Raw genomic sequence first — 24,337 nt, 5'->3', positions numbered from 1 at the left:
CGCGGTTCCCGGTCTCCTCCCGGCGGGGCAAGATGAGCGGATGCCCGACAACCCGATCACCCCGCGCGGCTTCTCCACCGAGGACCTCGGAAGCGCCCTGAGCGAGATCATCGACCACGTCGACACCGCCGGCTGGGGCCAGTCACCGTCGGTGTTCGCCCTCGTCCCGACCTCGGTCCTGGCCGAACAGGCACCGGACGTTCTCGGCGACGCCGCCGAGTCGGTGTTCACCCCGATCGTGCAGGAATGCCCCGACCTCGACGCCTTCCTGGCGTCGGCGGTCTGGCCCGACGCCGTCGCGGGCGCCGCGGTGGCCATCGAGATCGTGGTCGCTCCCCCGGCTCCCGGGGACGACGGGTCCCCTCGTTATGTCGTCGGCGAATCCGGTGCGGCAGCCGCAGGCGGACACGACGGTGCGTCGGAGCCGAACCCGGCGCGCCTGGTCGTCGGCGTACTGCGCAACGGCAAGGATCTGGCCATCATGCGGCTGCGCCGTCAACCGGGCGAGGACGTCGAGACGCTCACCCATCCCCGGCTCGGGACCGAGTTGCGAGCCGCGCTCGCGGGTACCTTCTCTCCCGACACCCCGGAGTCCTGAGAGCCGCTACCGCTCGTCGATCAGCAGGTCGGGGCCGGACGTCCCGAGCCGATGGCGTCCAGGGCGTCGACGGCGCCGTCGAGTGTCTCGACCTTGACCAGTTCGATGCCGTCGGGGCGGTCGGAGACGGCCTCCGCGCAGTTGCGGGCGGGCACCAGAAACACCGTTGCACCGGCGTCCTTGGCCGCGCGGGTCTTGTGGGTGATGCCGCCGATCGGTCCGACCTGACCGTCATCGGTGATCGTGCCCGTGCCCGCGATGAACTTGCCGTGGGTCAACTCGCCCGGGCTCAGCTGGTCGACGACCGACAGCGCCAGCATCATTCCGGCCGACGGTCCACCGATGTCGCCGACGGTGTAGGTCACCTTCAGCGACGGGTCGGCGTTGGCGACCTCGGCCGCGACCCCGAGGAATCCGGCCTTCGGGTCGTCGGGATGCGCGGCGAGCGTGACCGACACCGTCTGCGGCGTGCCCTGCCGCACGATCTCCAGCGGTAACACCGTGCCCGGCGGGTTCTTCGACACGACGTCGCGCAGTTCCTTGCTCGTCTCGACCTCGACTCCCCCGACCCTGGTGACCACGTCACCGGCCTTCAGGACATCGGCCGACGGGCCGTCGGCGCCCACGCCGGCGATGCGCAGGACCGTCGGACGGTCGAGGAAACGCAGCGCGGCGACGGTCGCGTTCTCCTCCGACCCGGCCATCTGCTGGGCGTTCTCCTCCTGGACCTGCTCGGTGGTGCGATCCGGCGGATACACCTCGTCGCGCGGGGTGAGCGCGTACTTCCCGGACATCCACATGCCCAGGGCATCGAACAGTGTCAGCCCGTCGCTCACCGACACCGTGGTCAGGTTGAGGTTGCCGGTCGTCTTGTCGAGCGGCGCGCCGTCGATCTGCACTACCCGGCGTTCGACGACCTTGCCGTCCTGCTCGACCTTCGTGGTGCCCAGCGTGTTCAGCGTCGGACCGGGACCGAGCGCTGCATAGGGCACCTGCACCTGTGTGCCGACGACGAGCAACGCCAGCAACACCAGCGCGCTGACCGCGGCGGTGGCGATCCGGCGGAAGCGGGGGCTCGAACTCATTCCGCACACGATAGTGCCCCGACCTCCGGGGACGGTCTCTACGTCGCGCCCGCCACAGGCACCGACGGCCGGCCACGCACTTGCGGCGGCGCTACGCGCACGGCGAACATCCGACGCCGGGATCGCGCCTGTCCGGGCGGTACGGTGGACATATGAGTGATCTGCCCTTCGGCTTCTCGGCGTCAGGCAACGGCGACGACGACCGCGACAAGAACAGCGGCGACCAGAACAAGCCGGGCGACAACCCCGGCGGCAACCCCGGCGGTGGGGCCAACCCGTTCGGATTCAACGTGGGCGGACAGGGATTGGGCGGCGGACAGGGCTTCGGCGACTTCGACCCGTCGAACCTCGACCCGAACATGCTCGGCCAGATGTTCTCCCAACTCGGCAGCATGTTCAGCGGCATGGGCGCCGGCATGGCCGGTGGCGGCGGCGGTCCGGTGAACTACCAGGTCGCCATGAACCTCGCCCGCCAGCAGATCGGTTCGTTCACGCCGATTCTGGACAAGGAGATCTCCGCGTCGGCCGACGCCGTGCGCCTCGCCGACGTCTGGCTCGACGACGCGACGACCTTCCCCAGCGGCGTCACCCAGACCGTCGCGTGGACCCCGGTGCAATGGCTCGAGGAGTCCATGGACACCTGGAAGGGTCTGTGCAACCCGGTCGCCGAACAGCTCGCCCGCACCTGGCAGGACAACCTGCCCGCGGAGGCCGCCCAGTTCGCCGGCCCGATGCTGGGCATGCTGACCCAGATGAGCGGCATGGCCTTCGGAACCCAGCTCGGCCAGGGTCTCGGCCAGCTCGCCAAGGAGGTGCTCACCTCCACCGACATCGGTCTGCCGCTGGCGCCCGAAGGGATCGCGGTCCTCCTCCCCGAAGCGATCGCGAAGTTCGCCGAGGGCCTCGAGCAGCCCGGCCAGGAGATCATCGTCTTCCTCGCCGCACGCGAGGCCGCCCACGTCCGCCTCTTCACGCACGTCGGGTGGCTGCGGCAGCGTCTGCTGGCGACGGTCGAGGAATACGCCCGCGGGATCAGCATCGACTTCAGCGGGATCACCGACGCCACGTCGAACATCGACCCCACCGAACTGCTGTCCGATCCGTCGAAGATCGAGGAGCTCATCAGCTCGTCGACGTCCTTCGAACCGACCACCACGCCCGAGCAGAAGGCGGCCCTCGGCCGCCTCGAGACGCTCCTGGCGCTCATCGAGGGCTGGGTGGAGCAGGTGGTGACCCGGGCACTGGGCGATCGCATCCCCAGCACCGGCGCACTGACCGAGACCATCCGGCGCCGACGCGCCTCGGGCGGCCCTGCCGAGCAGACCTTCGCGACCCTCGTCGGCCTCGAACTGCGCCCGCGCAAGGTGCGGGAGGCGTCGGAGCTGTGGCGCCGGGTGTTGGAGGCCACCGATCTGTCCACTCGCGACGGTGTCTGGGCTCACCCGGACCTGCTGCCCGACTCCGACGACCTGGACAACCCGGCGGCGTTCATCGACCGTCTGCTGCACAAGGACACCGACCTCGACGACGCGATCGCGCAGCTCGAGAAGTCGCTCGCCGAGCAGGACGGGGTCGAAAAGGGAGAGGCCGACTCCGGAGACGACGGCCCGAACCCCGGGCAGACCGGCTCATAACTCCACAGTCGCCGCCGAACCCGACCATGTTGTGGATAACCGGCCCGAACGACGCCGGGGAGGTCCTTTCGCTGGCAGAGTTGCGCCATGTCCATCACGGTTCCGCGCATCCGGCCCGGAACACCGATCCTGGTGCGGCCCGGCAACCGGGTACATGTGGGGATCGATCCGGCCGGCAGCGTGATCATCGAGCTCGACGCCGGGATCTCGGCGCATTCGGTCGCCACGATGCTGCGGTCGCTGGAACGCCCGTGCACGCCGGAACTGCTCATCCGCCGGGCGACGGCGGCCGGACTGGCCGACGACGAGATCCGGACCTTGCTCGACGGTCTGGCCGCCGCGGGACGAACCGTCCCTGCGCCCCCGGCCGAATCCTCCTCGGAGAGTCCGGATCTCACCGACTTCCGGATTCAGATCCACGGCCAGGGACCGCTGTCGGATCTGCTGGGAACCTCGTTGCGCGCACAGGGACTGCACGTCCACCGCACGATGCGGCGGCGCGCCGACGGGTCGCTCGACACCGTCGACACCCGGCTCGTGATCCTCAGCGACTTCCTCGTCCACGACCCACGGGTCGTCTTCGCACTGACGAGGGCCCGTATCCCGCATCTGCTGGTGCGGGTGCGCGACGGAGTCGGGATCGTCGGCCCCCTCGTCCTGCCGGGCCTCTCCAGTTGCCTGATGTGCGCCGACCACCATCGCTCCGACGCCGACCCGGAATGGCCGATGATGGCGGTACAACTCATTCGCGCGCCGGGCGATCCCGACCCCGCGATCGTGCGGCCCACCGCCGCGATCGCGCATGGTCAGATCGAACGTCTGGTGACCGGGCTGCAGCGGCCAACCCCCGCCGCAGCACGACGCGCGCCGCAGCTGTTGAATCAGGTGTTGGAGTTTCGCGATGATCCGGCGCGGGTGGACCGCCGAGAATGGTTACCCCACCCGAGCTGCGATTGTCGTCCGGTGGGAGACGAACAGCTCAAGTCGTCTATTGTGTGACGCGGAAAGGATGCTATGACCGACATCACTCGGGGGCAGGGTCGTCGCAATGCGAAGTTGGCGTCCCTCCCCATCGGTATGGCCGGACGTGCGGCGGCGGGGCTCGGAAAACGCATGGTCGGCAAAGACAAGGACGAGGTGAACCAGGAGCTCCTCGAGAAGTCCGCGGAACAACTGTTCGCGGTCCTCGGTGAGCTCAAGGGCGGCGCCATGAAGGTGGGTCAGGCGCTGTCCATCATGGAGGCCGCGATCCCCGACGAATTCGGCGAGCCGTTCCGGGAGGCACTCACCAAGCTCCAGGCCGACGCACCGCCGATGTCGGCCGACAAGGTCCACAAGGTGCTCGACCAGCAGCTCGGCACCCGCTGGCGTGAGCGGTTCAAGGAGTTCTCCGACGAGCCGGCGGCGTCGGCGTCGATCGGTCAGGTCCACAAGGGCGTGTGGTCCGACGGCCGCGAGGTCGCGGTCAAGGTGCAGTACCCGGGCGCCGACCATGCCCTCAAGGCCGACCTGAAGACGTTGTCGCGCATGTCCGGACTCCTGCAGCGACTCTCGCCGGGCACCGACGTCAAGGCGATGATGGACGAACTCATCGACCGCACCGAGGCCGAACTCGACTACCTCGGTGAAGCCGAGAACCAGCGGGCCTTCGCCAAGGCGTACGACGGGCATCCGGACTTCCTGATCCCCAAGGTCGTCGCCAGCGCACCCAAGGTCGTGGTGTCGGAGTGGGTCGACGGTGTGGCCCTGTCGAAGATCATCACGACCGGCGACCAGAAGACCCGCGACAACGCGGCCGCGAAGATGGCCGAGTTCGAGGTCAGTTCGCCGTACCGCGTCGGGCTGCTCCACGGCGATCCGCATCCGGGCAACTTCTTCATCGCCGACGACGGCCGGTTCGGCGTCCTCGACTTCGGCGCCGTCGGCCACTACCCCGGCGGGCTGCCGCCGGAGACCGGCCCGATCCTGCGTCTGGCCCGCGACAAGAAGTACGACGAGCTCAAGGAGCTCATGGTCGAGGCGGAGTTCATCCGCCCGTCGCACGCGTCGAAGGTCACCAGCGCCGACCTCGAGGCTTACCTGCGGCCGTACGTCGACCCGCTGTACTCCGAGTCGTTCCACTTCACCCGCAAGTGGATGCAGCGCGCCGCCGGCAAGGCCACCGACGTGCGCGGCGACGTCTACAAGACCTCGCGGAACCTCAACGTGCCCAAGCGGTTCGTGATGGTCTTCCGCGTGCTCGGCGGCTGCGTCGGTATCGCCTCGCAGCTCGAGGCGCACGCGCCGTATCGCGCGATCATGGAGGAATGGGTGCCCGGCCTGGGCGACTGATCCCCCACCGGAACACCAACAGCGACGCCGCGAGCAGATGCTCGCGGCGTCGCTGTTTCCGGTTCTCGGATGTCAGGCTGCGGCGTTCTTGCGCGGCCGGCCACGTGGCCGCTTGCGTGCGATCACCGCACCGCGTTCGAAGATCTCGCCACCCCACACGCCCCAGGGCTCGGCGCGATCCAGCGCCGCCTGCAGGCACTGGGTCTTCAGCGGGCAGTCGGCGCACATCGCCTTGGCACGCTCGAGGTCACGGGGGTTGTCGGCGAACCACAGATCTGCGTCGGACACCTGACAGGGCAGGTCGAGCCGGGCGGTCGCTGCGCGGTCCGCCTCGAGACAGGACTCGAGGACGCAATCGACGGTCATTGGTTTCTCCACATCTGCTCGTTTGGGTTTGGTGACCCATGTCCTCGATGTGGCTGTCGATCCGAAACCCCCTGCCGGGGATGGTGATCGGTGACAAAAAAGAGGGCCACGGGTTTCGCCTCTGCGATTCGCCCGTGGCCCGAATATCTCGGAGGTCTAACTCCGTGGAATTCGTGTCAGAACGGGGAACCCATGCGGCGCGGGGGCTGCTGCGGCTGCTGCCGCCGGCGGGGCGACGAGCGCTACGTGCGCTGCTGCCGGATGCACTGCCGCCGGGGGCAGTGCCGCTGCCATCGCTCGAGTGGCGGCCGGCCGTGCACAGACGGCCGGAATCCAGGAGCGGTTGCGACGGGCGCGCAGAACGACGGCGTGCGCCTGATTCGGCTTGGCCGCAGGCACGGCGATGCCGGCCTGGTTCACGATGCTTCCGTTCACTGATCCGCTCCTTTCTCTTCTCGATGGCTCCCACATGGCGATGGGCTCCTGACGGATACAACATATCCGGTGTCCGCCGGGCACAGGGATTTCTCCCACCCGTGCTGACGGAGATCAGCCTAAACGGTGCGCCGGAAAGCGCACAACCTATTTTTGACCTGCGGTTTTGACGAGTTCGAGGAGATCCTCGCCGTACTCGTCGAGTTTCTGCGCGCCGATCCCCGAGATCGACACCAGCGCAGCGGTATCGGTGGGGCGTTGTTCGGCGATCGCGGTGAGCGTCTTGTCGGAGAACACGACGAAGGGCGGCACCTTCTTCGCCTGTGCGCGTGCCCGACGCCAGTCCTTGAGGGCGACCAGCAGGTTCTCGTCGAGGTCGGATGGGCATCCGGCGCAGCGACCGAGCAGAGTCGCCGTCGAATCCATGAGCCGCGAGCCGCAGACACGGCAGGTCGGCCCCTTCCGGGGTGTGCGTTCCTTGGCGATCTTCGAGGCCGGCGAATCGTCGGGGATGAGATCGGTCAGGAACCGCGAACGGCGGCGTGCGCGGCCCCCCTCGTTGCGGGCCAGCGCCCACGACAGGTGCAGATGCTCGCGAGCACGGGTCACGCCCACGTAGAACAGGCGACGCTCCTCTTCGACGTCCTCCCAGGAGCCCTTGATGGCCTGACTGATCGGCAACGAGCCGTCGGTCAGCCCCACCAGGTAGACCGCGTCCCACTCGAGTCCCTTCGCCGCGTGCAGCGACGACAGCGTGACGCCCTGCACGGTCGGTGGGTGGCGCGCCTCGGAGCGGGTCGTGAGTTCCGCGGACAACTGCGGCAGCGTGAGCTCGGCATTCTCCGCGACCATGTCCTCGGTCAGTTGCACCAAGGCCTTCAGCGACTCCCACCGCGCACGCGCCTGCGCACCCGACGGTTCCTCCTCGCTGAGTCCGAGTTCGCCGAGAACCGCACGCACGACGTCGATCGTCGCGACACCGGGCTTCACCTCGCGCCCGGCGACCGTGGCGATCTGTCGCATCGCCTGCCGGACCTCGGTGCGGGCGAAGAACGCCTCACCGCCGCGCACCTGATACGGGATTCCGGCCTCGGTCAGCGCCTGCTCGTAGTTCTCCGACTGCGCGTTGACGCGATAGAGGATCGCGATCTCGGCCGGCGAGACACCGGACTTGATGAGGTGTTTGATCTCGATCGCGATCGACGTGGCGGCAGCAGGCTCGTCGTCGTACTCGGCGAACTGCGGCGCCGGGCCGGGCGGGCGCTGGCCGATGAGCCGGAGTCGGGTGCCGGCGATCCGCCCCTTGGCGGCACCGATCACGCGATTGGCGAGGTCGACGACCTCGGGCGTGGAACGGTAGTCGCGTTCCAGCCGGACGACCGTCGCCTCCGGGAAGCGGCGGCTGAAGTCGAGCAGGTAGTTCGGGGACGCGCCGGTGAACGTGTAGATCGTCTGGTTGGCGTCGCCGACCACGGTCAGGTCGTCGCGCTCGCCGAGCCAGGCGTCGAGCAGACCCTGCTGGACCGGCGTCACGTCCTGGTACTCGTCGACGACGAAACACCGGTAGCGCGAACGGAATTCGTCGGCCGCGCCGGGTTCGATGGTCAGGATCTGGGTCATGTAGATCAGCATGTCGTCGAAGTCGAGGAGGTGGTCGCCGTCGGGCGAGACCTTGGAGTCCTCGTAATACCCGTAGACCGCGGCGACCTTCTGCGGGGGTGCAGGCGATTCCCGGCCGAGGCGACCCACCGCCTCCACGTAGTTCTCCGGCGAGATCAGCGTGGCCTTGGCCCACTCGATCTCCGACGACAGGTCGCGCAGTGTGTCGGTAGCGGTGTCGAGCCCGGCCCGCCGTGCGGCCCGCGAGATGAGCGGGAACTTGTTGTCGAGCAGCTCCCACCGGGCGTCGCCGAAGGCGCGCGGCCAGAAGTAGCGCAGCTGCCGCATCGCGGCGGCGTGGAAGGTCTGCGCGGCGACATTGCCGTTCGGGCCGCCGACGCCGAGGCTGCGCAACCGGGTCCGCATCTCCCCCGCCGCGCGGGCGGTGAACGTCACCGCGAGGACCTGGCCGGGATTCACCTGGCCGGTGTCGACGAGGTGCGCGATCCGGCGCGTGATGGTGCGCGTCTTGCCCGTACCCGCACCCGCGAGCACACACACCGGCCCGCGGGGCGCGAGGACCGCCGCGGACTGTTCCGGGTCGAGCCCCTCGACCGCACCGGCATCGCGGGAGCGGGCATCGGGGTTCGCGGGAGAGGTCGGGTGGCGCACGGACTCCACTATGTCACCACCCACCGACGCCGCCCCACCGGCGATCGCCGGTGTGCGTGACGCGCCCCACCCTGTGGATCGCCACACCACCGGGAACAGCCCGCCGGGGCGTGGTGTTATGGATTCCATGAGCAACGTGATCGACGACGAGGCCGGCGCCCGCACCTCCGACACCGGCGAACTGACCATGTACACCACCTCGTGGTGCGGCTACTGCGCCCGCCTGAAGACGGGCCTGAAGGCCAGCGGGATCCCGTGGCAGGAGATCGACATCGAGCTGAACCCCGACGCCGCCGAGTTCGTCGGCAGCGTCAACGGGGGCAATCACGTCGTCCCCACCGTGCTCTACGCCGACGGCACGACCGCGACCAATCCCTCGATCGCCGACGTCAAGAAGAAGCTGGGCGTCTGAACTCGTGATCTCTGAAGACCCGGGCCCGGCTCTCGCCGGCCCGGGTTCTTCTACTCTGACGGGTCTATCCTGCCGCCCACGACTCGATCAGGGTGCGTGCGATCGAGATCGAGCCGGGCAGTTGCAGGCGGGGCGCGTCCCCGGCCGGACCGGCATCGGCGCGTGTCCACCCGTCCCGCGACAACGCTTCGCGCACCTCGTCACGGTGGAACCACTGGGCGTCGCCGATCTCGCCGTCGAGGAAAGCCAGTTCGTCGGCAGGGTCACCGATCGCGGCGAAGCCGAGCATCAGCGACCGCGGGAACGGCCACGGCTGACTGCCCAGATAGCGCGGCTCACGCACCACGATGCCGACTTCTTCGTGGACTTCGCGCAGCACGCACTGTTCGAGGGATTCCCCCGGTTCGACGAAACCGGCGAGGGTCGAGTACCAGCCGTCGGGCCAGACGGCCTGGCGCCCCAGCAGAATCCGGTCGGCACCGTCGTGTACGACGGTGATGATCGCGGGGTCGGTGCGCGGGAACTCATCGCGGCCGGACTCGACGCTGCGGCGCACCCACCCGCCGCGCGCCGGCTGCGTCGCGGTCCCGTCGACCGGCGAATGCCGCGCCGTCTCATGCCAATTCAGGATTCCCAGGGCCGTGACCAGAAGGCCCGCCTCGTCCGGCGTCAGATGTATCGCACCGCGCCGCGCGTCGTCGATGGGTCCGTCGATGTGATCGACCCGGCGCGCCCACCGATCGATGCCGTCCACTATCCCCAGGATCACCGCGTCGGCCGGCGGCGCCTCGGCGACGGCCACCGCCGGGACCCAGTGCAGCGCACCGGAATCCCCGACCGGATAGCGGCCGCTGGAGTCGATCAGCAGCACCATCGCCTCCGGCCATCCGGCCAGCATCCGCTCGGCGTCGTCGCGGATCTCGTCGGCGCGGTGGAAGGTCGCGCGTGACAGCAGCGGCTGCTGGACCAGTTCGAAGTGCACGTCGGTGTGTCCCTTTGCGGTGGTCGGTGCTGGATGCTCGGTGGGTCGACGGATCTAGTCGTCGCCGGGGCTCTTGCGGACGTAGAGCAGCCGGTCGCCGACCTCGATCTGCTCGACCTCGCTGTCGTCGACGCGGTGCAGGACCCCGTTGCGGACGACACCGAGCACGATGTCGCGGGTGTGGGCGGGCGAGCCGCCGGTCTCCGTCGGATCGACCTCGCGTTCGGCGATGGCGTAACCGGCGTCGGGCGTGAGGAGATCCTCGATGACCTCGACGACCGACGGGGTCATCGTCGCGATGCCGAGCAGGCGGCCGGCCGTCTCCGACGAGACGACCACCGAGTTCGCGCCCGACTGACGCATCAGGTGGGTGTTCTCCGATTCCCGGATCGACGCCACGATCTTCGCCCGGGGGTTGATCTCGCGTGCGGTGAGCGTCGCGAGGACCGCGGTGTCGTCGCGACTGGTTGCCACGACGATGCTCGTCGCGTGCGCCACGCCGGCCAGGCGCAGGACGTCGGACTTGGTCGCGTCGCCGCGGACGGTGACCAGGCCGTTGGAGGCGGCGGCCTCGAGGACGGTCGGGTCGGAGTCGACGACCACGATCTCGGAGGGCTTGATGCCGTCGCCGCGCATGGCGTCGACCGCGGTGCGGCCCTTGGTGCCGTAACCGATGACCACGGTGTGATTGCGCACGGTATTCCTCCAACGCTGGATCTTGAGCGCCTGCCGGGACCGCTCGGTGAGCACCTCGAGCGTGGTGCCGATCAGGACGATCAGGAACAGCACACGTAGCGGCGTGATGAGTACGAGGTTGATGAAACGGGCGAACGGGCTGATCGGGGTGATGTCGCCGTATCCCGTGGTGGACAACGTCACCGCCGAGTAGTACAGGGCGTCGAGGTAGGACAGTTCACTGTTCTGCGCGTCGCGATAGCCGTCGCGGTCGAGCCAGACGACGACCGAGGTGAACAGGAGCGCCAGGGTCGCCCACAGGACACGCCTGCCGATCGCCCGACTGGGACTCTGCTGCATCTCGGGGATCCGGACGACACCGACCAGGGCATGGTCGGGCCGGTTGGCCAGCTCGGTGGAGCCGAAGCGGCCGCGGAAGCGGCTACGCACTGGCACGTTTGCGCTCCTGGAGTTCGCTCACACGCTGAAATGTAACCCACGCAGCGAGCCGATAGCTCATTTGGCGAGCTTGGCGGCCAGGGTCGCCTCGTCGGGCAGGTCGTCGGCCTCGAGGGTGTGTCCGTCACGCACATAGTGGAATGCCGCGCGCACCTTCTCGACCGGGACACCGGCGAGCTGCGCCCAGGCGATCCGGTAGGCGGCGAGCTGGATGAACAGCGACTCCCGTTTCGCCGGTTCGGGTACGACGCCGGTCTTCCAGTCCACGACGGTCCACGCGCCGTCCTTCTCGGCGAACACCGCGTCGATCCGGCCGCGCACGACGATGCCGCCGATGACGGTCTCGAAAGGCACCTCCACCTCGGTCGGACTGCGATTGGCCCACCGTGAGGCCAGGAAGGCGTCGCGCAACGCGTCGAGGTCGGCGTCGGGGCTGGCCGTGGCATCGGCGGCACCGGGCAGTTCGTCGATGTCGAGGAGCCGGGTGGCGCCGAACCAACGCTCCACCCAGGCGTGGAATGCGGTGCCGCGCCGGGCCATCGGGTTCGGCCGGAACGGCGTCGGACGCCGCAGCCGGCGAGCGAACTCGGCCTCGTCGGCGTCGAGTTCGACGAGTTGGCTGACCGACAGGTGCGTCGGCAGCGTCACCTCGACGAGCGCCTGGTTCGCCTGATGGTGTTCGGCGAGGAGCGCCGAGACCTCTGCCTCCCAGGCCGCGACCTCGTCCTCGGGATCCGGCGGCACCGGAAGGGTCTTCGGATCGGCCGAGGCGGCCGGGGCCTCGAACAGTGCGGGCGCCTCGCGGTCCGCGATGGCCTCGAGAACCAGGTCGGCGGCCGCCTGCACCGAGTCGCGTCGACCGGCGAGCGGGTCGCGCGGCCACGGCTGTGCGACAACACGTTCGGCCAGCGGATTGGTCGTCTCCTCGGCGGGCGGCGGGGTGCGCACCGCGATGGACAGGCCGGTCGAGTCGACGGCGGGGTCGGTGATGGCCTCGTCGACGGCGACCATCAGCTCGTCGAAGAAATCCGAACCGCCGCGCGGCTTGTCGCCGGTCTCCGACCAGTGGTGGGCCGAGATCAGCAGGTCGTGCCGGGCGCGGGTGAGGGCGACGTACAGGAGTCGGCGGTCTTCCTCGAGACGGCGTTCGCCGATCGCCGCCTTGTGGTCGGACAGGGCGTCCTCGAGCTGTTTGCGGTCCCCGACGGTGTCGATCTTCAGCAGCGGGAAGCCCTCGGCCGCACCGTCGGCCGACTCGGCCGGGATCGCGAGGTCGCCACGCAGGTCGGCGGGCAGTTCACGCGCGCTGCCGAGCCAGGTGGTGTCGGCCTTGGCGCTCGGGAAGATGCCCTTGGCCAGGTGCGGGATGGCGACGACATCCCATTCCAAGCCCTTCGCCGCATGCACGGTGAGGATCTGCACACGCTGTTCGGCGACCTCGATCTTGCCGGGCTCGAGCCCCTTCTCGATGGATTCGGCGGCGTCGAGGAATGCCAGCAGCCCGGGCAGATTCGCGCCGGGACGATCCGCATAGTGACTCACGTAGTCGGCGAACGCGTCGAGATGCTCGCGGCCGGTGATCGCGCCGCGCATGCGCCGGGCACGGATCTGGGCCTCCACACCCACGCCGATGGTGTTCTCCACGTCGGCGACGAGCTCGGGCAGTGGCTGTCCGATGCGGCGCCGGAGGGATTCCAGTTGCGCGCCGAACGCCCGGATCCGGGCGTATCCCTCGAGGCTGTAGTCGCCCGGATCGCCCGGATCGACGACGGCATCCGCGATTCCGGCGCGGTCGACGATCTCGGTGGGCAGCACCGCGTCGAGCGCCGCGTCGAGTTCCTCCCGGCTGGTGACGACGCCGCCCGCCTCGGCGAAGCTCTCCGCGGCGAGGGTCGTGGCCCGACGCCACAGCGCGGCAAGATCTTTGGCCCCGAGTCGCCAGCGGGCACCGGTGAGGAGCCGCATGACCGCGGTGCCCGCCATCGGGTCGGCCATCACGCGCAGGGTCGCGACGATGTCCTCGATCTCCGGGACGTGCAGCAGTCCGCCGATGCCGACGACCTCGGTGGGGATGCCGCGGCTCTCCAGTTCGGCGGCCAGCGGCGCCGAATCCTCGTTGCGCCGCACCAGGATCGCGGTGGTCGGGGGCGTCTCGCCGGCGGACTCGGCCGCACGGTAGCGCGTCTCGATCTCGTCGGCTATCCAGTTCCGTTCGTCGATCACGGTTTCGGTGAGGGCGATGGTCGCGGTGCCGTGCGGGGCGTCGGGCCGCGGCCGCAGGATGCTGACCGGGATACCGCGCCGCCGTAGCTCTTCGGAGATCTGGTTGGCCAGGCGGAGGCCCTGCGCCGCATTGCGCCAGCTGGTGAGGAGTTCGCGGCGTTCGGCGGGAGTGCCGTCCGGGCGCGGGAAGTCCCGGGCGAAACGCGGCAGGTTCGCCGCGGACGCACCTCGCCACCCGTAGATGGACTGGATCGGGTCGCCGACCGCGGTGACCGCCACGGACCCGCCGGACGGATCGTGGCCGCCGAACAGCGTCGAGAGCAACACGCGCTGCGAGTGCCCGGTGTCCTGGTATTCGTCGAGGAGGACCGCGCGGAACGCCTTGCGCTCGGCCGCCACGACCTCGGGATTCGACACGACGAGCCGTGCGGCGAGCGACATCTGGCTGCCGAAGTCCAACGCGGACTGCGCCCGCATCGTCTCGCCGAGCGCGATGACCATCGGGATCAGTTCGCGACGCTCGTCGATGACCTCCTGGACCTTCAGCAGCGCCTGTGTCGGCTTGTCGCGTTGCTTCGGACCCTTCGGCAGGGTGTCGATGAGCTCGTACAACCGCGAACCGGCCTTCGCGAGGTCCTCGACGTCGACGAGGTGCTCCGACAGCTCCCCGTACAGCTTGAGGACGGATTCGGTGACGCTGGCGGGAACCTTCCTGGTGTTGAGCTCCCCCGGCCACGACGACACGAGCGAGAACGCCAGCTGCCAGAGTTCGGTCTCGGTGAGCAGCATCGACGACGGTTCGACGGGCAGCAGCAGGCCGTAGTCGGCGATGAGCCGACCCGCGTAGGCGTGATAGGTGCTGACCTCCGGGTCGGCGCCGCGCAGGCGTGCGGCCAGCGAGCCGTCGGGATCCCACGTCCGCAGTGCCGGTGCACCGGACAGCATCGACAGGCGACGGCGGATGCGTGCACCGAGTTCGCTGGCGGCCTTGCGGGTGAAGGTGAGGCCCAGGATCTCGTCGGGCGCCACGATCTGGTTGGCGACGAGCCACACCACGCGCGACGCCATCGTCTCGGTCTTGCCCGCCCCGGCACCGGCGACGACGAGCATCGGTTCGACCGGCGCCTCGATCACCGCAACCTGTTCCGGTGTCGGATCGGGCAGGCCGAGCGCCGCGGCCAGCGACTTCGCGCCGATCATCGCCCGGCCGGTCGCGAGTCCATCGGTCTGGGTTCCGCTAGTCATCGGTCACCGCCTTTCCGGGGATCTTGGCGGGACAACTGGTGGTGAGATTGCAGTGCACGCATCCAGCGTTCGGTGTCGCGGAGAAGACCGGGCCGATGCTGGCCCGGGCCGCCCGGCGCACCACACCGATCCACTCGTCGAGCATCTCCGGCGTCAGCGGTGACTGGACACGTTCGGCCGCACCGGAATTGCGGTTCGCGGTGGACACGTACACCAGTCGGGCGCCACCCGGCGGGACATCGCCGAACTGCGGGACTCCCCCATGTGCCAGCGCGACCTGGTAGGCCGCCATCTGGGCGTGTTCGTCGGCGTCGGCCTTGGTGATGGGGGTCTTCGACGTCTTGACGTCAACCACCACCGGCCGGCCCGCCGAATCCGTCTCGAGACGGTCGACCCGGCCGCGCAGACGCACGTCGGGTGCATCCTCGGAGTCGGGTTCGCCGGTGGGACCACCGGGAATGGTTGCGTCGACCGGCAATTCGACGCCCACCTCGTCGAGGTCGGCACGCGAGATGCGCAGCCAGTCGCGGAAGTGGCCGAGCATGTTCTCTGCGCGTTCGAGTTCCCGGGCCGAATACCACCCGGCGCCGGTGTCGACCCGGTCCCAGATCCCCCGCAGCGCCGCGGTCACCTCGGCCGGATCCAGCTGTCCCGCAACGGCCTGCACGAGTGTGTGCACCAGGCTTCCGGTGAGCGCAGGTGTTCCGTCCCCGTCGCGGCCGCCGTTGCGTTCGAGTACCCAGCGCAGCGAGCACCGGTTCAGCGCCTCGACATTCGACGGCGAGAGCACGACGGGCCCGTTGTCCGCCGTCCACAGCGGCGCGTCGGTGCTGGGGGCGGCCAGCCCGAACCAGTCGCGCGGGTGGGCACCCGGGATGTCGGAGTCGGCGAGTTCGGCGAGCAGGCGGGCCGCGGCCCGGGTCCGGTCATCGGGTTCGGTCGAGCCGGCCATCACCACCGAGCGCAGCGTGGCGACCAGCGAGGGCAGCGACAGCACGCGGTCCACACCCGGGTCGAGCCGGAGTTCGGCCTGGGGCGCCTCGTCGTCGGGATCGTCGACGAGATCGGCGAGTTCGGTGAGGAACCGGGAGGGCGAGGCGTCACCGCTGCCATCCTCCACCGCGGTGACCAGCAGCCGGCTGCGCGCACGCGTGCACGCGACCAGGAACAGCCGGCGCTCGTCGGCGAGTGCCGTCGCACCGCGGGCGACGGTGTCGACCGCGCCGGCGTCCATGCCGTCGAGGATGTCGACCAGCGCCCCGGTGGACAGCACGCCGCCGCGGCTGCGCAGCGACGGCCACAGGCCATCCTGGACACCGGCCACCGCGACGACCTCCCATTCGCGGCCCACCGCGGCGTGCGCGGACAGCACGGTCACCGATTCGATTGCCGCCGTTGCGGTTCGGCTGTCACGCGGGATCTGCAGCTGGGAGAGGTAGTGGACGAATCCGGCCGGCCCGGCAGCGGGCAGGGTGTCGGCGAAGTTGGCCGCCGACTCGAACATCGCCATCACGGCGTCGAGGTCGCGATCGGCCTGCTCCCCGGCCGGACCACCCCGGACCGCCGACGCCGCCCAGCGACGTTCCAGACCGGTCGCCTGCCAGGACGCCCACAGCGTCTCCTCGACGCCGCGACCGGCGTCGTGCGCCCGCTGCCCGGCAGCCACGACGTCGAGCACGCGGGCCAGCGGCGCCGCCTCGGTCTCGGTCAGGGCGCGCCGGTACCGTCCGCCCAGCTCGGGGTCCAGGATGGCGCGGGTCAGCGAGGTCAGCGAATCCGGTTGTGCGGTCGGGTCCTTCTTCTCGTCGAGGCGCCGGATGCCACGCCGCAGTCGTCGCATCGCCCCGGGGTCGGCCGCGCCGACCGGACCCGACAGCAGCGTGAGCGTGTCCTCGGTGGTGAACAGCTCGGCCTCCGGGGTCGCCGGGCCACGGGTTGCCGGGTCGTCACGGCGGGCGGCGACCACGCGCAGCACCAGCATCAGGGCGATCACCGCGCGCTGGCGGTGCAGCGGCAGATCACTCGCAGGCGTGGTCACCGGGACGCCGACGGAGCGGAACGCGCGGCGAAGCGGCGGCAGGGCCAGGGACACCGACCGCACGATCACCGCCATCTGCGACCACGGGACACCGTCGAACAGGTGCGCCCGGCGGAGCAGATCGGCGATCGCGGTGGCCTCCTTGGCCGCCGAGCCGTAGACGCGAACGGCTGCGGCGTCGCGCGGCGCGTCGGCATCGGACTCCGCCTGCACCGGTTGCGGATACCGGTGCGGCCGGGCGCCGGGAAGACGCGCGGCGATCGCCCGCCCCAGGCGTGCGAGGTCGGGATGGGAGCGGAAGTCGTGTTCGAGGACGATGTCGCGCTCGGATCCCGGTTCGGCGAGTTCGTCGGCGAACCGCGGACTGGCGCCGCGGAAACCGAAGACCGACTGGTCGGTGTCGGCCGCGATGATCGTCGACGTGGTGCCGGTGCCGACCAGTCGGATGAGTTGCGCGGCCTGGGGATCCAGGTGCTGGGCGTCGTCGACGAGCAGGTGGCGGATGCGGCGTCGTTCACCGCTCAGCAGTTCCGGGTCGGTGGCAAAGGCCGACAGAGCCGAGCCGATCAACTCGGCGGCGTCGACGGCCGGCGCCGACGCACCGGGTGTCTCGAGGCCGACCGCACCGCGCAGGAGCATGTTCTGCTCGTACTGCGCGTAGGCGCGCGCGGCTGCCGTCCACTCCGGGTGTTTGTGTTCACGGCCGAGTGCCGCGAGTTCCTCGGGTCCGACGCCGCGCTCGGCGGCACGCATCATCAGGTCGCGCAGGGCCTGCGCGAAGCCGTCCGTTCCCAGGGCGGGCCGCAGATGCGCCGGCCAGTACTCCGCCCCGTCCTCGATGTCGCCGGCGAGCAGCTCGCGGAGCACGACGTCCTGCTCCGACCCGGTGATGAGCCGCGGGGGCGGATTGCCGTGGGCACTGGCCTGCAGGCGCAGGATCGCGAAGGCGTAGGAGTGCACGGTGCGGACGAGCGGTTCGCGGAGCGCGCCGCCCAGCACGCGGCGTCCGGCCGCATTCGCCGAGAGCACGCGGCGGGTGATCTCCTCGCGCAGCGCCACCGCCGCACGACGGCTCGATGCGAGGACGAGGACCGAGTCCGGGTCGGTGGCCGGGTCGAGCAGGCGCGCTACCGCGGCGTCGACGATCAGCGCCGTCTTGCCGCTGCCCGGGCCGCCGTGGACGCGAACCGGGCGCCAGGCCTGCTGTTCCTCGCCGGCCGGCGTGCTCCCGGCCGGGTCGATGACCTGCGTGATCACCGGCGGCCACTCGCGGGGCCGGTCCGCGGCCTCGGGTGCCGCGACGAGCCGTGCGCGCAGGGCGCTGCGCGACGCCTGGGTGCCCGGTTTCCGACTCATGGGCTCCATCGAATCATGTACCACCGACGAGTCCGGCGGGCCCGAGGTGTCCAACGGGTGGGTCGGGGTCCGGACGCGCGCATACGGCAGGATGAACGGGTGACAGCTCTCAACACGTATGTCTTCGGCGGCGGCTCGGCGGAGAGCACCCCGACGGTCCTCGCCATCCACGGCCTGACGGGCCACGGCCGCCGGTGGGAGCCGCTGGCACGGCATCTGAGCGGCGTCCGCATCGTCGCACCGGACCTCATCGGCCACGGGAGCTCGCCGTGGCGACCGCCGTGGAGCATCGAGCACCATGTGCGTGCGCTGTCGGCGGTTCTCGACGCCCATGTTCCCGACGGCCGGCCCGTCGTCGTGGGTCACTCGTTCGGCGGCGCACTCGCCCTGCATCTGGCGACGCATCGGCCCGACGCGGTCAAGGGTCTGGTCCTGCTGGACCCCGCGCAGGGCCTCGACCCCGAGTTCGCACTCCAGGTCGCCACCGACAGTCTCGACAACTGGGACTACGCGAATGCCGACGCGGCCCGCGCCGCGAAGCGCGCCGAGGGCTGGGCGGACGTTCCCGACGACATCCTGGAGGCCGAGCTCGCCGAGCACCTCATCCCCCGCCCGCACGGCCGGGTCGGCTGGCGGGTCAGCGCGCCCGCGGCCGCCGCGTCGTGGAGCGAGATGGCCAGGCCCGCAGTGCTTCCGCCGCCGGGCGTGCCGACGCACATCGTCGTCGCCGACCAGGTGCAGCCGCCGTTCGTGCGGCCCGCGTTCCTGGAGGCGTGCGCGAGCGAACGCGGTGACGACGTGACCGTGCACCACGTCGACTGCGCCCACATGGTGCCGTTCCTCGAACCCGAACTGTCCGCGTCGCTGATCCGCTCGCTGCTCTGAGGACGGCTCCGAGATGGCTGCGATCACCGAGGAACAGGTCGAGGCCGTCCGCGCGCTGGTCGCCGCCATCCCGGCCGGGCAGGTGAGCACCTACGGCGACCTCGCCGGCGCGGCCGGGTTGTCCAGTCCCCGGATCGTCGGCTGGATCATGCGAACCGACACCGCCGACCTGCCCTGGCACCGCGTGGTGCCCGCGAGTGGCCGTCCCGCACCGCATCTCGCGACCCGCCAGCTCGAACGGCTTGCCGCCGAGGGAGTTCCGATCAGCGATGGACGAATCCGGTTGCGCGAGTGCCGGTGGGCGATCGAGTGACCGCTCCGCAAACCCACCCTTTTTCGGCGTTTCCACCCCCTCGGAGGGTGGTGGATATGCCGAAAAAGGGTGGGTTTGCAGGACAGCTCAGACGAGCCGCGGCACCGATGTACGACGGTACGGGCTGATCGCGGCACGCATGCGCGTGACGATGAGGTCGACGATGCGCGGGTCGGGTCCGAGGGGTGCGGCCACCGCGTCGGCGCCGTAGGTCTCGAGCCGCTGGTGGAACAGTCCCGGCGCGAGCAGGTAACTGGCGACCACGACGCGACGGCCGCTGCGGCGCGCCCGTTCGATCGCCTCGGGCACGGACGGCTGCGCGGTGGTGATGAACCCGACCTCCACACGTCCACCGATCAGCGATTCCAGTTGCCGCGCAGCCAGATACACCTGGGCGCAGGCACTTTCGTCCGACGATCCGGCGGCGGCGAGGACGACCGCGTCGCCGGGTTCCCAACCGGCCTCGGCTAGTCGCAGGCGGGCCACCGCGGCGATCGCCGGGTCCGGCCCGAGCGCCCGGGTCACGACGGTGTCGGAGCGGCCCGCCAGCGCGACGTGCTCCGGGAGGTCCTTGCGGACGTGGTAACCCGATGCCAGGAAGGCCGGCACCAGCACGGCCGGACGGTCGAGGTCGGCGATCACCTCGCTCGGAGTCGGTCCGAGAACGTCGACGAAGGCGGTGCGGGTGAGCCCGATCCGCGCACCGACCGCCTCGGCGATCTCGGCGATAACGTTGACGCCGTGCGGGTTCCGGGTGCCGTGAGCCACCAGCACCGGGCTGACGCCGCGCAGGCGATCGCCGTGCGGGAGCCGTACGTGGTTCTCTCGCATGTGTCCTCCCCTGGATGTGGTCATTCGTCTTCGGCGTCGTACTCGAGGTCGACGGCCAGGCGGTAACCGCGTTTCACGACGGTCTGCACCATCTTCGAATCCCCCAGTGCCGCACGGAGTCGCGCGACCGCGACCTCCACGGCATGGGTGTCGGAGCTGTCGCCGGGCAGCACCGCGAGCATCTCCTGCCGCGACACCACCCGACCGGGATTGCGGGCCAGCAGTTTCAGCAGCAGGAGCCCCGTCGCCGACAGGTCCTTCAGCTCCCCGTCGACGACGACGGCCTGCCCGCGGATCGCGGTGTCGTGTCCGGCGACGCGCAGCACGTGGGTGCGGCGCGGGAGTTCGTCGGTGATCAGGCGCGCGAGCGCACCGAGCCGGAACCGGCGCGGATATGTCGTCGGGATCTGCAGCGCCTCCAGCGGGCTGGCGGTGACCGATCCCACGCACATCACCGGAACCGCGGTGCGCAGCGCGTGGACGAACGGCTGCAGCTTGCCGAGTTCCTTGGCGCGGGTGAGGATCGACGCCGCCGCCGGCGCACTGGTGAAGGTGATCGCGTCGAGATCACCGCGCAGCACCTGCGCGATCATCTTGTCGATGCGCGCCACGTCGGGATGCATGTTCCAGCGGTAGACCGGGATCGGCACGACCACGGCGCCCGCGGCCCGCAGGACGGTGCAGAAGTCCGGCAGCGGCTCCCACTCGCTCGTCGCGCCGTGCAGCTGGACGGCGATCCGCACGCCCTCGACGCCGTCGGCGAGCAGATGGTCGAGCACCTCCGAGGAGGATTCGCTCTCCGGCGACCACTCCTCGCGCAGTCCCGCGGCCCGGATGGCGCCCTTCGCCTTGGGACCGCGCGCGATCAGCCTGCTCTGCGACAGCGAGCGCAGCACGTCCTCGGCGTTGCCCCAGCCGTCGGCCGCCTCGATCCAGCCGCGGAAACCGATTCCGGTGGTCGCGACCATGATCTGCGGCGGCGAGGCGATGATCTCCTCGGTCACCCGCTCGAGCTCGGTGTCGTCGACCAGCGGCAGGATGCGGATGGTCGGCGCCTGCACGACCCGCGCACCGCGTCGTTCGAGCAGCGCGGCGAACTCCTCGGCGCGGCGGGCGGCGGTGATCCCGATGGTGAATCCGGTCAGTGGCAATTGGTCGGCGGGCAGCGATTCGGTGTCGGCCGCGTCCCCGGGAAGATTGATGGCGTTCACGCGGGAAAGAACACCTCGACGATCCGCTCGACGACGCGCACGCCGTAGCTCGGCACGGAAACGGACTCGTCGTCCAGGCAGATACCGGTCCGCAGCGCGAACACCTGCTTACCCAGCGGAGAGGCGACCGTCGGCTCGCCGGCGCGGTCACCGGTGAGTCCGCGCGAGAGCACCGCGGCCCGACCGAACGGATCGATGTTGCCGATCGCGTACAGGCGGGAGCGGCCCGGCGCCGCCTCACGATCGGTCTCGGCGGCGGGCAGCCGGAACAGCGCCGCCTGCACCCCGTCGGGACCGAGCACCGCGACGCCGCGGCCGACGATCAGGTCGTCGATCGGGCAGGCCCGCACCCAGGTCCCCTCGACCGTCCCGGGCATCTGCCCGGTCTCGTCTGGTGCGATGGTCATGTCGGCACTCCTTCCTTCACCGGCGCTGCGTCCACAATCGGCCCGGTGTCCACGTCCGCTCCCGGCCGCACCCGCGGCAAGTCGAGCAGCACCGGCACCTTACGTTCGTTTTCGGCGAACCGGATGGTCGGGTCGACCACGTCGGGCGCGTTCACGAACGACACGAACCGCTTCAACTTGTCCTCGTCATCGAGCACCGCCGCCCATTCGTCGGTGTATCCGGCCACGTGCCGGGCCATCGCGTCCTCGAGTTCGGCGGCGAGTCCCAGGCTGTCCTCGCAGACCACGGCCTTGAGATGGTCCAGACCGCCTTCGAGTGACTCCAGCCACGGGGCTGTGCGCTGCAGTCGGTCGGCAGTCCGGACGTAGAACATGAGGTACCGATCAATGTAGGCGACCAGCGTGTCGTCATCCACTCCGCCCGCCAGCAGCTGCGCATGCTTGGGGCTCTGTCCGCCGTTGCCGCCGACGTACAGGTTCCAGCCGTTCTCGGTGGCGATCACGCCGACGTCCTTGCCGCGCGCCTCCGCGCATTCGCGGGCACATCCCGAGACCCCGATCTTGAGCTTGTGCGGCGATCGGAGACCCCGGTACCGCTTCTCCAGGAGGACCGCCATGCCGACCGAGTCCTGCACGCCGAACCGGCACCAGGTGGAGCCGACGCAGCTCTTCACCGTGCGCAGGCTCTTGCCGTACGCGTGCCCGGACTCCATCCCGGCGTCGACGAGGCGGCGCCAGATCTCGGGCAACTGGTCGACGCGGGCGCCGAACAGGTCGATACGCTGACCGCCGGTGATCTTGGTGTACAGGCCGTAGTCGCGGGCGATCTCGCCGATCACGATGAGCTGCTCGGGGGTGACCTCACCGCCGGGCATGCGCGGCACCACCGAATACGACCCGTTCTTCTGCATATTCGCCAGGAAGTGGTCGTTGGTGTCCTGCAGTCCCGCCTGCTCCCCGTCGAGGATGTGATCGCTCGACGTCGAGGCGAGGATCGAGGCCACGGTCGGCTTGCAGATCTCACACCCCTGACCCGTGCCGTGACGCTCGATGAGCTCGGAGAAGGTCCGGATACCGGTGACGGCGACGATCTCGAACAATTCGGCACGGGACTGGGTGAAGTGATCACACAGCGACTTGCTGAGTTCCACTCCCGATGCCTCGAGCAACTGCTTGATGCTCGGCACGCAACCGCCGCAGGTCGTGCCGGCCGAGGTGCAGCCCTTGATCGAGGCGATGTCGCAGGCCCCGTCGGCGATCGCCGAGCAGATCGAACCCTTCGACACCCCGTTGCAGGAGCAGATCTCCGCGTCGTCGGGCAGCGCGTCCATACCGACCGCCGCGCCGCCCTCGGGTGCGATGAGCGCCGCCGGATCGCCGGGGATCTCGCGCCCGACCATCGGCTTGAGCAACGCGTACGCCGATGCGTCGCCGACCAGGATGCCGCCGAGCAGGGTCTTCGCGTCGTCGCTGACGACGATCTTCGCGTACTTGCCGGCGACGGCGTCGTGGTAGGTGATCTCGAGGGCGTTCTCGGTGGTCGCGAACGCATCGCCGAAGCTGGCGACGTCGACGCCGAGGAGCTTCAGCTTGGTCGACATGTCGGCGCCCGGGAAGGTCGACGAACCGCCGAGCAGGCGGTCGGCGACGACCTCGGCGGTCGAGTAGCCGGGTGCGACGAGTCCGTAGCACCGACCCTCGACCGCGGCGACCTCACCGATCGCGTAGATGCTCTCGTCGTCGGTGACACAGTTCGTGTCGACGAGGACACCGCCGCGTTCCGCGACCGCCAGGCCCGCGTCACGGGCGAGCTGATCGCGCGGCCGGACGCCGGCCGAGAAGACGACCAGCGAGGCGTCGATCAGCGACTCGTCGGAGAGGGTGACCTGCAGGCCGCCGTTCTCGCCGTCGGCGATCTCCGAGGTGCCGGCCCCGGTGTGGACCTCGAGACCGAGGTCGGTGACGAGGTTCTTCAGGATCGCCCCGCCGCCGGCGTCGACCTGCATCGGCATCAGACGCGGCGCGAACTCGACCACGTGCGGCTTGAGGCCCATCAGTTTGAGCGCGTTGGCCGCCTCGAGCCCGAGCAGGCCACCGCCGACCACGACGCCCGTCGCACCGGGGCCGGCCGCGTCGGCGGCCGCCCGGATGTCGTCGAGGTCGTCGAGGGTGCGGTAGACGAAGCACTTGGAGTTGTCGTGACCCGGGACCGGCGGCACGAAGGCGTACGAACCGGTCGCGAGCACCAGTGCGTCGTAGGCGATCTCGCGCCCCGAGGAGGTCACGACACGACGCTGTGCCCGGTCGATCCCGGTGACCGCCTCGCCCAGGTGGGTGACCACGAGATCGTCACCCGCGTACGTGTTGCCGTCGAGCGCCAGCGAATCCCGCTGCCACGCACCGACGTAGGAGGACAGTCCCACGCGGTCGTAGGCCGGATCGGTCTCCTCGCACACGATCTCGACGCGCCACCGGTTGTCGGTGTCCCGCTGCCGCATCTCCTGCACGAAGCGGTGTCCGACCATGCCGTGTCCGACGACGACGACGGTGTTCTGACCCGTGTTGGTCTCGCTGCTCATG

At 70.0% G+C, this 24,337-nt stretch carries 19 protein-coding genes; 7 read left to right on the top strand and 12 right to left on the bottom strand.

Translation table 11 applies throughout. The annotated features are described in order from the left end of the window. Positions 1-40: 40 nt before the first annotated feature. Positions 41-598 carry a PPA1309 family protein gene (locus BLU62_RS31165; RefSeq protein WP_074854267.1) on the top strand — a complete coding sequence of 186 codons (558 nt, stop codon included), beginning with the start codon at positions 41-43 and terminating at the stop codon, positions 596-598. 20 nt (positions 599-618) lie between these two features. On the opposite strand, the gene BLU62_RS31160 is transcribed toward BLU62_RS31165, so the two are convergent. Then, positions 619-1,683, bottom strand: coding sequence for a YlbL family protein (locus tag BLU62_RS31160; RefSeq protein ID WP_074854266.1), 1,065 nt, complete (start codon positions 1,681-1,683; stop codon positions 619-621). Positions 1,684-1,835: 152 nt separating this feature from the next. Here BLU62_RS31160 and BLU62_RS31155 point away from each other — a divergent pair, with 152 nt between their 5' ends. The 3 genes from BLU62_RS31155 to BLU62_RS31145 all read left to right on the top strand — a co-directional run bounded on the left by BLU62_RS31155 (position 1,836) and on the right by BLU62_RS31145 (position 5,648). Continuing rightward, positions 1,836-3,317, top strand: coding sequence for a zinc-dependent metalloprotease (locus BLU62_RS31155; RefSeq protein ID WP_074854265.1), 1,482 nt, complete (start codon positions 1,836-1,838; stop codon positions 3,315-3,317). Positions 3,318-3,404: 87 nt separating this feature from the next. Then, positions 3,405-4,316, top strand: coding sequence for a hypothetical protein (locus tag BLU62_RS31150; RefSeq protein WP_074854264.1), 912 nt, complete (start codon positions 3,405-3,407; stop codon positions 4,314-4,316). A gap of 15 nt (positions 4,317-4,331) precedes the next feature. Then, entirely contained in the window at positions 4,332-5,648 is a 1,317-nt protein-coding gene (locus BLU62_RS31145; protein WP_074854263.1) for an ABC1 kinase family protein, read from the top strand. A gap of 72 nt (positions 5,649-5,720) precedes the next feature. On the opposite strand, the gene BLU62_RS31140 is transcribed toward BLU62_RS31145, so the two are convergent. The 3 genes from BLU62_RS31140 to BLU62_RS31130 form a co-directional block, all read right to left on the bottom strand. Further along, entirely contained in the window at positions 5,721-6,014 is a 294-nt protein-coding gene (locus BLU62_RS31140) for a WhiB family transcriptional regulator (protein WP_074854262.1), read from the bottom strand. 156 nt (positions 6,015-6,170) lie between these two features. Next, positions 6,171-6,449 (bottom strand): hypothetical protein, encoded by a 279-nt coding sequence (locus BLU62_RS31135; protein WP_074854261.1) that lies wholly within the window; start codon positions 6,447-6,449, stop codon positions 6,171-6,173. A 147-nt stretch (positions 6,450-6,596) separates the two neighbouring features. Then, a complete protein-coding gene (locus tag BLU62_RS31130) occupies positions 6,597-8,729 on the bottom strand; it encodes an ATP-dependent DNA helicase UvrD2 (RefSeq protein WP_074854260.1) in 2,133 nt (710 codons plus the stop codon). A 118-nt stretch (positions 8,730-8,847) separates the two neighbouring features. Here BLU62_RS31130 and BLU62_RS31125 point away from each other — a divergent pair, with 118 nt between their 5' ends. Then, positions 8,848-9,132 (top strand): mycoredoxin, encoded by a 285-nt coding sequence (locus BLU62_RS31125; RefSeq protein WP_006437384.1) that lies wholly within the window; start codon positions 8,848-8,850, stop codon positions 9,130-9,132. A 64-nt stretch (positions 9,133-9,196) separates the two neighbouring features. On the opposite strand, the gene nudC is transcribed toward BLU62_RS31125, so the two are convergent. The 4 genes from nudC to BLU62_RS31105 are packed head-to-tail and all read right to left on the bottom strand — an operon-like array spanning position 9,197 to position 18,110. Next, positions 9,197-10,114, bottom strand: a complete 918-nt coding sequence (gene nudC / locus BLU62_RS31120) for an NAD(+) diphosphatase (RefSeq protein ID WP_074854259.1) — start codon at positions 10,112-10,114, stop codon at positions 9,197-9,199. 54 nt (positions 10,115-10,168) lie between these two features. Further along, positions 10,169-11,245: a potassium channel family protein gene (locus BLU62_RS31115; RefSeq protein WP_074854258.1), complete on the bottom strand. Its 1,077-nt coding sequence runs from the start codon at positions 11,243-11,245 to the stop codon at positions 10,169-10,171. A gap of 60 nt (positions 11,246-11,305) precedes the next feature. Beyond that, positions 11,306-14,716 carry an ATP-dependent helicase gene (locus tag BLU62_RS31110; RefSeq protein ID WP_074854257.1) on the bottom strand — a complete coding sequence of 1,137 codons (3,411 nt, stop codon included), beginning with the start codon at positions 14,714-14,716 and terminating at the stop codon, positions 11,306-11,308. Next, on the bottom strand, positions 14,709-18,110 hold the full coding sequence (locus tag BLU62_RS31105; RefSeq protein WP_074854256.1) for an ATP-dependent helicase: 3,402 nt from the start codon (positions 18,108-18,110) through the stop codon (positions 14,709-14,711). Before BLU62_RS31105 ends, BLU62_RS31110 begins: the two co-directional genes overlap by 8 nt. A 99-nt stretch (positions 18,111-18,209) precedes the next feature. Between BLU62_RS31105 and BLU62_RS31100 the strand changes: the two genes are divergently transcribed. Both BLU62_RS31100 and BLU62_RS31095 read left to right on the top strand, forming a co-directional pair. Continuing rightward, positions 18,210-18,995 (top strand): alpha/beta fold hydrolase, encoded by a 786-nt coding sequence (locus BLU62_RS31100; protein ID WP_074854364.1) that lies wholly within the window; start codon positions 18,210-18,212, stop codon positions 18,993-18,995. A 13-nt stretch (positions 18,996-19,008) separates the two neighbouring features. Next, positions 19,009-19,308: an MGMT family protein gene (locus BLU62_RS31095; RefSeq protein WP_074854255.1), complete on the top strand. Its 300-nt coding sequence runs from the start codon at positions 19,009-19,011 to the stop codon at positions 19,306-19,308. 87 nt (positions 19,309-19,395) lie between these two features. Here the strand turns inward: BLU62_RS31095 and BLU62_RS31090 are convergent, their stop codons facing one another. The 4 genes from BLU62_RS31090 to nirB are packed head-to-tail and all read right to left on the bottom strand — an operon-like array spanning position 19,396 to position 24,336. Next, positions 19,396-20,139, bottom strand: a complete 744-nt coding sequence (locus tag BLU62_RS31090; RefSeq protein ID WP_074854254.1) for a sirohydrochlorin chelatase — start codon at positions 20,137-20,139, stop codon at positions 19,396-19,398. A gap of 20 nt (positions 20,140-20,159) precedes the next feature. Further along, the gene (locus tag BLU62_RS31085; RefSeq protein WP_074854253.1) at positions 20,160-21,350 is read right to left on the bottom strand and encodes a uroporphyrinogen-III synthase; all 1,191 of its coding nucleotides are present in this window, start codon (positions 21,348-21,350) and stop codon (positions 20,160-20,162) included. Beyond that, positions 21,347-21,757: a nitrite reductase small subunit NirD gene (gene nirD, locus BLU62_RS31080; RefSeq protein WP_074854252.1), complete on the bottom strand. Its 411-nt coding sequence runs from the start codon at positions 21,755-21,757 to the stop codon at positions 21,347-21,349. Before nirD ends, BLU62_RS31085 begins: the two co-directional genes overlap by 4 nt. Then, positions 21,754-24,336, bottom strand: coding sequence for a nitrite reductase large subunit NirB (gene nirB / locus BLU62_RS31075; protein WP_074854251.1), 2,583 nt, complete (start codon positions 24,334-24,336; stop codon positions 21,754-21,756). Before nirB ends, nirD begins: the two co-directional genes overlap by 4 nt. Position 24,337: the final 1 nt, after the last annotated feature.

It is taken from the genome of Gordonia westfalica (assembly GCF_900105725.1).
Taxonomy (GTDB): domain Bacteria; phylum Actinomycetota; class Actinomycetes; order Mycobacteriales; family Mycobacteriaceae; genus Gordonia; species Gordonia westfalica.
This window is presented reverse-complemented; position numbering and strand designations above follow the sequence as displayed.